We start from the raw sequence: 13,824 nt of genomic DNA, 5'->3' as shown, positions 1-13,824 counted from the left end.
CCTAAAACCCTATCAGGGATTGAAACCCAAAGACTTCGCGGCAATCTTAGGCGGAGATTGCGCCGGAAAAACCCTAAAACCCTATCAGGGATTGAAACCACGACTTTGACGTTGCTATATCGATCGCCGCCGGGGAATGCCGGAAAAACCCTAAAACCCTATCAGGGATTGAAACAGGAATTGCATCAAGTAATAAGATTAGTTTATTGCGCCGGAAAAACCCTAAAACCCTATCAGGGATTGAAACGATGTTAGTTGGATTGATGTAGAGAGATTCATCAGCCGGAAAAACCCTAAAACCCTATCAGGGATTGAAACAAGCCCACAATAATAATCACAATTATCATCTCTAAAGCCGGAAAAACCCTAAAACCCTATCAGGGATTGAAACGTAGCCTCGCTGGTAGCAATCTTTAAGCACTGCTGCTGCCGGAAAAACCCTAAAACCCTATCAGGGATTGAAACTACAGGTGGCATGGTGACGGTGATGCTGATTGCTGCCGGAAAAACCCTAAAACCCTATCAGGGATTGAAACATAGAAATCACAATTGCCTTTAGTTTGGTTAAGAATGCCGGAAAAACCCTAAAACCCTATCAGGGATTGAAACTTCCATTATTTTAGCTGCTAACTCAGGTAGCCTACCTCTAAGCCGGAAAAACCCTAAAACCCTATCAGGGATTGAAACCTGAGATATTCAACTCGCTTGAGTCCGATAGCTGCGCCGGAAAAACCCTAAAACCCTATCAGGGATTGAAACACGCGGGAACGATCGCTGGCAAAAATTTCCACATGGCCGGAAAAACCCTAAAACCCTATCAGGGATTGAAACTTTCAAATTCACAGCAGGTGAACGAATCACGCAAACAGGCCGGAAAAACCCTAAAACCCTATCAGGGATTGAAACAATCTCAAATAAGCGCTCGTCAAACTCGAATTTTGCCGGAAAAACCCTAAAACCCTATCAGGGATTGAAACTCTACCTATGGGGAATGACTCATTGAAATCTTAATCGGCCGGAAAAACCCTAAAACCCTATCAGGGATTGAAACCAAACTCTTTGCGCTCGATGATGCAGATAAGCTGGCCGGAAAAACCCTAAAACCCTATCAGGGATTGAAACTTTTACCGAAATAGCTAAGCAATTTGACATCCCGCCGGAAAAACCCTAAAACCCTATCAGGGATTGAAACATTAAGGGTGCTACTGAAGGCATCAAAACACAGCCGGAAAAACCCTAAAACCCTATCAGGGATTGAAACTGTGAGGATATCGACTAATAGAAACCTTACGACATTTCGCCGGAAAAACCCTAAAACCCTATCAGGGATTGAAACTAACAATACAAAATACCATACAAAATGTTCAGAATTAAGCCGGAAAAACCCTAAAACCCTATCAGGGATTGAAACATTAGAGAACCCTTGTATGATCAGACCAACAAAAGCCGGAAAAACCCTAAAACCCTATCAGGGATTGAAACCGATCGACCCAATGGTACTAGCTGTGGCAATCGGAGCAGCCGGAAAAACCCTAAAACCCTATCAGGGATTGAAACCTTTGTTGGGCAGCTTAATTGCTGCCTTTTTCTAGCCGGAAAAACCCTAAAACCCTATCAGGGATTGAAACTCGAATCGCTTGAACGTGCGGCACAACTTGAGGCTTTAAGCCGGAAAAACCCTAAAACCCTATCAGGGATTGAAACTTTGTTGCGAGCTTTTGTATTCGTCATCAGTCAAGCCGGAAAAACCCTAAAACCCTATCAGGGATTGAAACCAAACTGGGTAGAGCAAGCGCTGCTAAACTTTGCCAGGCCGGAAAAACCCTAAAACCCTATCAGGGATTGAAACATGGCTGCATTGATGCATCGTGCCGCAAACCAGGCCGGAAAAACCCTAAAACCCTATCAGGGATTGAAACTTATAATTTCCTAGAATCGAGAGCGAGGTTGAGTTTGGGCCGGAAAAACCCTAAAACCCTATCAGGGATTGAAACCTTTTCCTTCGGGTTTGGTTCCCTCGCCTTCCTCTTCGCCGGAAAAACCCTAAAACCCTATCAGGGATTGAAACAAGTAATTCATTCATAATTAGTCTAAGTCCAAAATGCCGGAAAAACCCTAAAACCCTATCAGGGATTGAAACGTGATCAAAAATATGTACTCCACCAGACCGATTCCACGCCGGAAAAACCCTAAAACCCTATCAGGGATTGAAACGTGTCGTAAACAGAATTGGGCCTGGTGCTTCCGCCGGAAAAACCCTAAAACCCTATCAGGGATTGAAACGGCTATTCCGTCTTTATTGTCAAGAATAGCAAGGCCGGAAAAACCCTAAAACCCTATCAGGGATTGAAACTTTACTAAGCTTTTACTTCATGACGATCTAGATACCCGCCGGAAAAACCCTAAAACCCTATCAGGGATTGAAACTGTAATTCGACTCAGCATACGCTGATTGTATTTGGCCGGAAAAACCCTAAAACCCTATCAGGGATTGAAACGAATTATTAGAAGCGGACAAATGCAGCAATACAAGCCGGAAAAACCCTAAAACCCTATCAGGGATTGAAACGAATCGTCCCACTGCTGCAACTCGGCGGTGTTCTCTAGGCCGGAAAAACCCTAAAACCCTATCAGGGATTGAAACAGAGCACCTTAAATTTTTGTTTTTTGGCGGATTTTAAGCCGGAAAAACCCTAAAACCCTATCAGGGATTGAAACAACTACATCGGCGGTAATTGCCCGTTCTTTAATGCCGGAAAAACCCTAAAACCCTATCAGGGATTGAAACTGGGGACAAAAGAAGAAGAAATCGCTTTTGCGCGAGCCGGAAACGCCGGAAAAACCCTAAAACCCTATCAGGGATTGAAACATCGATAACTGTCTCCACCGTAAGCATTTGATTGAGTGAGCCGGAAAAACCCTAAAACCCTATCAGGGATTGAAACACAATGACAACTGTTTCAATCCCGGCGATCGGCGGGCCGGAAAAACCCTAAAACCCTATCAGGGATTGAAACTTTCACCAATTCCAGAGTACGGTGGTGATCGGTAGCCGGAAAAACCCTAAAACCCTATCAGGGATTGAAACGATGAATGCTGCGACGGTTGTGAAGATCGTGACGTAGCGCCGGAAAAACCCTAAAACCCTATCAGGGATTGAAACAAGTGCAGGGCTTAATAATGCCGCCCCGCCCCGGAACCGCCGGAAAAACCCTAAAACCCTATCAGGGATTGAAACTGAATTCATTTTTTTTATAGAAGAACGAGACATTGTATGCCGGAAAAACCCTAAAACCCTATCAGGGATTGAAACAGACCCTCCTGCTTGGCGCAAAAAAGCTTGTGCCATCTTGCCGGAAAAACCCTAAAACCCTATCAGGGATTGAAACACAGATTAAAGTAGGTAACTTAAAGGCAGAGAATCGAGCCGGAAAAACCCTAAAACCCTATCAGGGATTGAAACACTAGAGTCTACCCATTTTTGCCAGCGATTATCGCCGCCGGAAAAACCCTAAAACCCTATCAGGGATTGAAACAAAATCAAGCATTTTTGACAAACAACTAGCATCAGATAAAGCCGGAAAAACCCTAAAACCCTATCAGGGATTGAAACTCTCTGCCGCCAATGGAATGTAATCCTCAGAAAAAAGTCTAGCCGGAAAAACCCTAAAACCCTATCAGGGATTGAAACCGACAGTACGTTAGAGCCTATCCCTAACAACTTACGCCGGAAAAACCCTAAAACCCTATCAGGGATTGAAACTGCAATTCAGCTAACTGTTCGCTAGCGTCGGTTTTGGCCGGAAAAACCCTAAAACCCTATCAGGGATTGAAACCCGATTTATTCTTCTCCGATTTTCGACTTCAATGCCGGAAAAACCCTAAAACCCTATCAGGGATTGAAACACTCAACAATACCGGATTTTAATTTGCAAATGAAGCCGGAAAAACCCTAAAACCCTATCAGGGATTGAAACGGGAGGACCAGAAGGCAAAAAACACGCAGCGCCCGGTGGCCGGAAAAACCCTAAAACCCTATCAGGGATTGAAACTCAGCGTTAATGCCGAGCTTTTTCAGGAAATCTTCGCCGGAAAAACCCTAAAACCCTATCAGGGATTGAAACGGGGCGGTAGGTAAATGTCAATATCAATGCCCGGCCGGAAAAACCCTAAAACCCTATCAGGGATTGAAACGTAGCGGCGATCGGGTGGCTGGCATTTATTCTTTCAGCCGGAAAAACCCTAAAACCCTATCAGGGATTGAAACGTAGCTGATGGCCTTACTTGTGCCGTAGTAATGCTCGCCGGAAAAACCCTAAAACCCTATCAGGGATTGAAACCATCGTAAACACTCTTAAAACACTCTGAGTTGTAATGCCGGAAAAACCCTAAAACCCTATCAGGGATTGAAACATACTCTTGCTTGAAATCCTCGTGCTTATCAATAGCGCCGGAAAAACCCTAAAACCCTATCAGGGATTGAAACATTCCTCCTGGAGGATTTGCAAATGGAGCGCCAAGCCGGAAAAACCCTAAAACCCTATCAGGGATTGAAACGGACACACAACCATGCAAGGCGATACAGAAAATTAGTTAGCCGGAAAAACCCTAAAACCCTATCAGGGATTGAAACATACCCCTGGAAGCGGGCTACACACGCGCACCATTGCCGGAAAAACCCTAAAACCCTATCAGGGATTGAAACGATTTAGTGGATTGATGTGAGGCCACAAGCCCAGCCGGAAAAACCCTAAAACCCTATCAGGGATTGAAACATTTCCTGGAATGCAATACACAAGCTAAAACCAAATAACAGCCGGAAAAACCCTAAAACCCTATCAGGGATTGAAACTGGTAGTAGGCCAAGCCGGCCAGCGATTTTTCTTACGCCGGAAAAACCCTAAAACCCTATCAGGGATTGAAACCTCATCGTTTTCTTCGTACCAGATTAATATTTTGGCCGGAAAAACCCTAAAACCCTATCAGGGATTGAAACGCTGTCCTCTTCTGGCAAGTTTGGAACTGCTAGCGGTTGAACGCCGGAAAAACCCTAAAACCCTATCAGGGATTGAAACTAATTTCGATCTGTTGCTTTTTCGAGATTACTTGCGGCCGGAAAAACCCTAAAACCCTATCAGGGATTGAAACTTCCCCGACAGCACAATTGGCAACACTTGACGGGCATCTTGCCGGAAAAACCCTAAAACCCTATCAGGGATTGAAACTTGGGCTGTCTTGCGATCGGCTGTGATAGCCGATCGGCCGGAAAAACCCTAAAACCCTATCAGGGATTGAAACCTTTAACATATTAACAATTAAATGACCGTATTTGCCGGAAAAACCCTAAAACCCTATCAGGGATTGAAACGGCAATAATATCAATAATTTCACTGATATCTTTACAGCCGGAAAAACCCTAAAACCCTATCAGGGATTGAAACAACTGCTCTTAAAAGGGCTGCTAAGGTGGTTCAATGCCGGAAAAACCCTAAAACCCTATCAGGGATTGAAACGACAATTAAGCGGGCTGGAGTACGCCCCTACTCGCCGGAAAAACCCTAAAACCCTATCAGGGATTGAAACTGATGTTAGTTTGGTTTTACCAGCCCTTACAAGGCTCCCGCTGGGCCGGAAAAACCCTAAAACCCTATCAGGGATTGAAACCACTCATAAATTGATGATAATCATCATCACCCATGCCGGAAAAACCCTAAAACCCTATCAGGGATTGAAACAAAAAGTAATTTCAGACTACAAACAAATTTTACAAGCGCCGGAAGCCGGAAAAACCCTAAAACCCTATCAGGGATTGAAACCTTGCAATTCGTATCGTGAGATTTCTAATTGATGCAGCCGGAAAAACCCTAAAACCCTATCAGGGATTGAAACTTACTTGTGGAGTTAAAAACCCTTTCTTTTCTAAATCTTTAAGCCGGAAAAACCCTAAAACCCTATCAGGGATTGAAACTGAAGAATTAAGAGAAGATTAATTCACAATCGCCAACTCGCCGGAAAAACCCTAAAACCCTATCAGGGATTGAAACGAACCGCTGGGTATCCACGAACTTGTCAACGCCGTTACGCCGGAAAAACCCTAAAACCCTATCAGGGATTGAAACGAAGAGATAAAAGCAGGGAAAACATTTTCATGACCTCATTGCCGGAAAAACCCTAAAACCCTATCAGGGATTGAAACACTGTGCGAGTATGGCGAGAAATAGCCACCAAGAATAAGCCGGAAAAACCCTAAAACCCTATCAGGGATTGAAACTGGCAACAGGCGCTGGCTCCAACGGAATTGCCAGCGCCGGAAAAACCCTAAAACCCTATCAGGGATTGAAACACATTTCGAGTTTTTGGCAACACCCGCGAACAAAGCCGGAAAAACCCTAAAACCCTATCAGGGATTGAAACCGCGCTTGTTATGGCACGGAACGCAGACACATTCCAGCCGGAAAAACCCTAAAACCCTATCAGGGATTGAAACAGGACAAAACCATTTGATGCCTTTGTAGGCGCGTTTAGATTGTCGGGCCCCGTCTGTGCCGGAAAAACCCTAAAACCCTATCAGGGATTGAAACGAAGAGATAAAAGCAGGGAAAACATTTTCATGACCTCATTGCCGGAAAAACCCTAAAACCCTATCAGGGATTGAAACACTGTGCGAGTATGGCGAGAAATAGCCACCAAGAATAAGCCGGAAAAACCCTAAAACCCTATCAGGGATTGAAACTGGCAACAGGCGCTGGCTCCAACGGAATTGCCAGCGCCGGAAAAACCCTAAAACCCTATCAGGGATTGAAACACATTTCGAGTTTTTGGCAACACCCGCGAACAAAGCCGGAAAAACCCTAAAACCCTATCAGGGATTGAAACCGCGCTTGTTATGGCACGGAACGCAGACACATTCCAGCCGGAAAAACCCTAAAACCCTATCAGGGATTGAAACAGGACAAAACCATTTGATGCCGTTACTGATAGCGCCGGAAAAACCCTAAAACCCTATCAGGGATTGAAACCTAGTTCTGTCACAGACACCCCCATTTTTATATTGCCGGAAAAACCCTAAAACCCTATCAGGGATTGAAACTGCCTTATGCTTTACAGCTCCCCCGGTGCATTTTTGGGCCGGAAAAACCCTAAAACCCTATCAGGGATTGAAACTTCTACAATGGTAGCGATCGTGTTGCAGTCGCAGCCGGAAAAACCCTAAAACCCTATCAGGGATTGAAACCAACCGATCCGGCAAGCAAAAAAGCTCCAAAATATGCCGGAAAAACCCTAAAACCCTATCAGGGATTGAAACTTGGGATTTCGGTTTCCTTCCAGAAATATTTGGCGCCGGAAAAACCCTAAAACCCTATCAGGGATTGAAACAGCAGAAAACCCATGCGATCATAAAAAGTGTTTGAAGGCCGGAAAAACCCTAAAACCCTATCAGGGATTGAAACATTCCCAAAGGCCAGATCCCCCTCCGGAACCTCCAGCCGGAAAAACCCTAAAACCCTATCAGGGATTGAAACCAATCTATCTCTTCCCCTCCGGCTGCCTCAATAATTAGCCGGAAAAACCCTAAAACCCTATCAGGGATTGAAACGCATTCAAGGCTCTTGTCCCCAAGGGAATTGATCGCCGGAAAAACCCTAAAACCCTATCAGGGATTGAAACTCTGTTTCTGCGGGGACGGCTGGAGCTACTACGATCAAGCCGGAAAAACCCTAAAACCCTATCAGGGATTGAAACATATCCTATCTCCGCTAAGAATGGCATTGTAGGGGTCAGGCCGGAAAAACCCTAAAACCCTATCAGGGATTGAAACCTCCGAGAAACTATGAAGCCAACAGAAATAAAACTAAAGCCGGAAAAACCCTAAAACCCTATCAGGGATTGAAACGAAAGTTGTCCGACCTTGCAGACCAGAAAAGTAACTTGCCGGAAAAACCCTAAAACCCTATCAGGGATTGAAACGGGCTAACTTTTGCTTTGAGGAGCGATCGCGCCCTTTCGCCGGAAAAACCCTAAAACCCTATCAGGGATTGAAACTCATAAAGCCGTGCTTTTGGGCTGTTGTGGTAGAGCCGGAAAAACCCTAAAACCCTATCAGGGATTGAAACTAAAGAATCCACTTTAGAAGAATTATTAGAGGCTCACGAAGCCGGAAAAACCCTAAAACCCTATCAGGGATTGAAACGACTTAAGAAGCCCCAGGGCTGAGGGTGTGGAGGGCCGGAAAAACCCTAAAACCCTATCAGGGATTGAAACTCGTGGTAGCAAGTTACCTGCATTTCGCCAGATTCGTAGAGCCGGAAAAACCCTAAAACCCTATCAGGGATTGAAACGTCAGCTTTGGTGAAAATGCGATGAGCTCCGATGAGCCGGAAAAACCCTAAAACCCTATCAGGGATTGAAACTCGCTTAAACCTGCTTTGCAAACCTTACATCCGGCCGGAAAAACCCTAAAACCCTATCAGGGATTGAAACATGCAAACTCATTGCATACACCAAGCAATCATTCAAGCCGGAAAAACCCTAAAACCCTATCAGGGATTGAAACAGAACCTCTAGACCGTCTTCATCAAGCTCGACATCTCGCCGGAAAAACCCTAAAACCCTATCAGGGATTGAAACTTTAGTCTCTTCACTTTATATCTTCGCACACATCAACGCCGGAAAAACCCTAAAACCCTATCAGGGATTGAAACGTTACGGTAACAAGTTGCAATCGCCCTAAATTCCCGCCGGAAAAACCCTAAAACCCTATCAGGGATTGAAACTGGAAATTAGTCTTTTGAAAACGGATTGTACGAGTAGGCCGGAAAAACCCTAAAACCCTATCAGGGATTGAAACATATATTAAAATTACCAAAAATTACAGGTCTAGAGCCGGAAAAACCCTAAAACCCTATCAGGGATTGAAACTATAGCTTTGCCATGCTCCTGGGCTCTCTGTTGCTTGCCGGAAAAACCCTAAAACCCTATCAGGGATTGAAACGCACCACTTCGATCGCCCTGGCGACTTTTTGCCATTTCGCCGGAAAAACCCTAAAACCCTATCAGGGATTGAAACTGACTACGGCCATAATCTTAGACATATTCTCCGCGATAAGCCGGAAAAACCCTAAAACCCTATCAGGGATTGAAACTGTCTGATTCCGATCCAATTAGTGCAAGTAATTCATTAAGCCGGAAAAACCCTAAAACCCTATCAGGGATTGAAACTTGGATTGCTTGAAAAACAGGACGAAAAAGAGATTGCCGGAAAAACCCTAAAACCCTATCAGGGATTGAAACTCTACTCCTCCCGATTGCCCTGCTAATAAAAAAGTTTGGGGCCGGAAAAACCCTAAAACCCTATCAGGGATTGAAACTACAACATTCGATCGCTATTAATTTTTTTAAAGAGCGCCGGAAAAACCCTAAAACCCTATCAGGGATTGAAACAAACTGGCTTGAGAGAAAAACTGCTGTGCTTTTTTGCCGGAAAAACCCTAAAACCCTATCAGGGATTGAAACTTTCGCCTCATCAGGTGGTAGATGACGCGGGAGGGCCGGAAAAACCCTAAAACCCTATCAGGGATTGAAACAATAGAAATCAGTAACTCCCTACTAACACAAATGGCAGAGCCGGAAAAACCCTAAAACCCTATCAGGGATTGAAACACGAGTGTAAAAAGCTTGACAAAGCGCAGCCAAATGGCCGGAAAAACCCTAAAACCCTATCAGGGATTGAAACTTGAATGGATAAAAAAACTGGCGATATAGCAACTAGATTGGCCGGAAAAACCCTAAAACCCTATCAGGGATTGAAACATTTGGGCATTCCCTTAGCGACATCGTGGATAAAATCAAGCCGGAAAAACCCTAAAACCCTATCAGGGATTGAAACTTTCTGCTGTACGCTGACTATAAGTTTGGCTTGGCCGGAAAAACCCTAAAACCCTATCAGGGATTGAAACGCGATATGTAGATGCTAGGGATATGCTCGATCGCCGGAAAAACCCTAAAACCCTATCAGGGATTGAAACACGGCATTTTTGATGTTAGCGAAGACCTAGTAAGGCCGGAAAAACCCTAAAACCCTATCAGGGATTGAAACTAATCGAGTAGTAGTCAAGGCAATTGTCGTTACCGCTTCGCCGGAAAAACCCTAAAACCCTATCAGGGATTGAAACTGAGGTGTTCCAGTTGGGAACATCAGCAACAGTCGCGCCGGAAAAACCCTAAAACCCTATCAGGGATTGAAACTTAATGACCTGTAAATCTGTCGATCGCCGGATGTGGGCCGGAAAAACCCTAAAACCCTATCAGGGATTGAAACAAAAATGAACCTCACAACCATCGAAAACAACGCGCCGGAAAAACCCTAAAACCCTATCAGGGATTGAAACACAGTGCCAGAACTCATCCTTGACGGCGGTAGCGCCGGAAAAACCCTAAAACCCTATCAGGGATTGAAACAAGCGGTTCACCGTCTGTTGGAACCGAGACGCTGTTGAGGCCGGAAAAACCCTAAAACCCTATCAGGGATTGAAACAGCAAGTTGCTCGTTTAATGGCTCTCGCTACTGGCCGGAAAAACCCTAAAACCCTATCAGGGATTGAAACTTAACTATACCTAGCCCCGATGGAGGAGAAGAAGCATTAGCCGGAAAAACCCTAAAACCCTATCAGGGATTGAAACAAGCTGCTGTCGTGGACATCGGAAAAGACTGAAAGCCGGAAAAACCCTAAAACCCTATCAGGGATTGAAACTAATTAAGTGTGAGATTTGATTGATATGTGATGCGCGCCGGAAAAACCCTAAAACCCTATCAGGGATTGAAACTCACATCGCATTTCTTTAAGCGCTTTAGCAAGCAGCCGGAAAAACCCTATTTCCCGATCTAAGGCTTGAAACCCTTTATTAGAAGGCTTTCGCCTCGGACAATGTAGCGGGAAAAACCATAAATCCCTATCAGGGATTGAAACAAAGTACAAGCGCCCTGCAAAAAACCTAAATCCCTATCAAAGATTGAAACTAAATCGGGTATGATATCATCTGCGGTTGCACTCAGACATGACTGTTGACTGTGACTCGAAAAACTGAAAATTACGCTGATATTTGTTGGCAGCTTGACTCCACTTTACCAAGACCGACGATGAAGCGCGGATTTGATATCATTGCGGCGCACCCGGAATTGATATGAAAGAGCAAAATACAAATTAAGCCACCATAAACCTAAATCCCATTTTCACCAAAGAACTGGGCGGAGCGTAGCGGAGGGCTGAAGCCCCGTCCTTCTAGGACGGATTTAATTCTCTTCAATCTTTCAAGGGTTGTATCAACAATACATGGTATGATAGAGTAATTCAAGCAACAAAAAATAATGAAAGCAAGGTATCAGTACAGAATCTATCCGACAGACCAACAGCAGCAGAGATTGGCTCAGTTGTTTGGCTGCGTTCGTGTAGTCTGGAACGATGCTCTTGCGCTCTGCAAACAGTCTGAAAAGAAGCCCAAATCGACCGAACTTCAGAAGATAGTAATTACTCAGGCAAAACGGACAACCGAAAGAGCTTGGCTGGAGAATGTGTCATGTGTTCCCTTGCAGCAGTCGGTGGCTGATTTAGAAATCGCTTTCAAGAACTTTTTCGACTCCTGTAAAGGAAATAGAAAAGGACGTAAAGTTGGGTATCCTAAGTTCAAAAAAAGAACTAGCAGCCAATCGGCAAGACTTACCCGCCGTGGATTCTCAATGAAGGAGAACGGAGGTGTATACTTAGCTAAGATTGGGATTGTCAACCCAGTCTGGTCAAGAAAATTACCGTCGGAACCTAGTTCTGTCACAGTAATTAAGGACTGTGCAAACCGTTATTTTTTGAGTTTTGTTGTAGAGATTGAATCAATTCAAACTGAGGCTAAGAATTCAAGTGTCGGGATTGATTTAGGGATAAAAACCTTTGCAGTGATGAGCAACGGCGAGAAAGCCGAAAGTCCCAACTATAAAAAGCTAGACCGGAAAATTCGTAAACTGCAACGTAAATTAGCCCGTCAACCAAAAGATTCTAGGAGAAGAAATCTAACCCGCATTAAGATTGCGAAGTTGCACAATCAAATTGCCGATACCCGCAAAGATTTTCTACACAAATTGTCAACCAAAATAGTCAACGAAAACCAAGTGATAGTTTTGGAAGATTTAAATGTGTCGGGTCTGGTCAAGAATCGGAAACTTTCGAGAGCGATTAGCCAGCAAGGATGGAGAGAATTCAGGACTTTGTGCGAGGCTAAATCCGAAAAATTTGGCAGAGAGTTTCAGGTCATCAGTCGCTGGGAACCTACTAGCCAAGTCTGCTCAGATTGTGAGTTTAAATGGGGTAAAATCGATTTGTCTATTCGCTCAGTGCTTTGTCCCAGTTGTGGCACTGAACAAGACAGAGACGAAAATGCTGCTAGAAATATAGAGCAAGTCGGGATGGGGAATCGCCACGACTCTAAAGGGGCGCTGAGGGACTGTAAGACTACTTCGGTAGCAAGACCCGATGAAGCGTCAAGAATCACCGCTGCTTTAGCACGGTAAGTATTTCAATTGAGATGACAGTGACAATTCGGCTTTTCAATCAAAGACTCAACCAAAGCATTCAAAGCAACCGCCGCCAACAACCCGCCGCCAAAAGTTCCCACAGTCGTAATATAAGCAACGCCCGATCGCACTAACCGCCGTTTCGCCACCGGAGAATGACTAAAACCGATCGGCATTCCAATCACCAAAGCCGGTTGCAGTTGCCCACTCTCGATCGCCTCGCAAACCGCCATCAGCACAGAAGGCGCATATCCTATCACCAATATACATCCTTTTTCCAGTTTCAACAACTTATCAAACCACTCACGCTGCTGCCAAAATTCCTGTTCCGCTTCCGCCGCAGCATTGATGTGCGGATCATCAATTAAAGTTGCAATACTTGTTCCCAAATGCGCCAATCTTGTCCGATCCAAAGCCGCAAAAACAGGTGGCACATCAGCCACAATTTGACACTGATTTTTCAAAGCTTCCCGCGCCGATTTAATCGCCGTTTCGCTCAACTTCACAAACGGCAGCAGCGAACAATCTCCGCAGGCTAACACCAGTTTAGAAAGCAAGTCTACCTCAATTTCCGAGCGATCGGTCAAATCCGGCAACAACTGCTGCAACGACTCCCCAAAATCCTCCGGGTGAGTGTGCGCCCCCGCATCCCAACCCTCCCAAAGTTGTTCCAACTCATCCAACCCCCCCTCAGTTTCCGCCTGCAACAGCCTTAATTGCGCCAATGCGTCCGCTTGCACCGCTTGACAGGAAATATCCCGTCCCAGCAATCCTTCCAGCGCCGAAGCCGTTTCTCTGAGGCGTACAATTTGCTGAATAACCGAGAGATATTGCCGTTGCAGAGTCGCCATCAGCGCGTCAGGGGAAGCATCCGCGTCAGTTTCTAACAGTTTGCGGATGTGAGACAGTTGAAAGCCTTGCTGCTTGAGTGCGACTATTCTTTGCAGTCTTTGCACATCGCTGCGGGTGTACAGTCTGTAGTTAGAGGTCGATCGTACCGCCGGAGATAGCAGCCCCAAAGCGTGATAATGCCGCACCATCCGAGGCGTAATTGTGCCTTTTACCGCTTCAGTAAGTTGTTTGATTGTTAGGAATTGTTGCATGGGATTTTGGGATTTTGATTGTATATTTGATTCTCGAATTCACCCAGAGTCCTAGGAGTGAATGAATTCCCACGCATTCACCCACAGTCCGCCGGGGATTGAAATCCCCGTCTCATAGCAGAAGTCGGTTAAAACCGACTGAAACATTAAATTCAATTCTCA

Annotated in this window: 2 protein-coding genes and 1 CRISPR repeat array (1 of these 3 running past the window's edge); of the genes, one reads left to right on the top strand and one right to left on the bottom strand. The window is 45.0% G+C overall.

The genetic code is table 11. From position 1 onward, the window contains the following. Nucleotides 1-10,824: direct repeats of the CRISPR family, unit length 37 nt; unit sequence GCCGGAAAAACCCTAAAACCCTATCAGGGATTGAAAC (it extends 5,566 nt beyond the left edge of the window). A gap of 541 nt (nt 10,825-11,365) precedes the next feature. Continuing rightward, complete coding sequence (locus tag QUB08_RS13360; RefSeq protein WP_333225159.1) at nt 11,366-12,556, top strand: RNA-guided endonuclease TnpB family protein; 1,191 nt, start codon at nt 11,366-11,368, stop codon at nt 12,554-12,556. A 5-nt stretch (nt 12,557-12,561) separates the two neighbouring features. Here the strand turns inward: QUB08_RS13360 and QUB08_RS13355 are convergent, their stop codons facing one another. Then, nucleotides 12,562-13,662 carry a precorrin-8X methylmutase gene (locus QUB08_RS13355; RefSeq protein WP_333225158.1) on the bottom strand — a complete coding sequence of 367 codons (1,101 nt, stop codon included), beginning with the start codon at nt 13,660-13,662 and terminating at the stop codon, nt 12,562-12,564. Nucleotides 13,663-13,824 lie beyond the last annotated feature (162 nt).

The sequence above is a fragment of the Microcoleus sp. BR0-C5 genome (genome assembly GCF_036705045.1).
Lineage (GTDB): Bacteria > Cyanobacteriota > Cyanobacteriia > Cyanobacteriales > Microcoleaceae > Microcoleus.
This window is presented reverse-complemented; position numbering and strand designations above follow the sequence as displayed.

Excerpts from the sequence above, each read along its gene's own strand:
- QUB08_RS13360 (WP_333225159.1), top strand. The coding sequence starts at position 11,366 with ATGAAAGCAAGGTATCAGTACAGAATCTATCCGACAGACCAACAGCAG.
- QUB08_RS13355 (WP_333225158.1), bottom strand. The coding sequence starts at position 13,662 with ATGCAACAATTCCTAACAATCAAACAACTTACTGAAGCGGTAAAAGGC.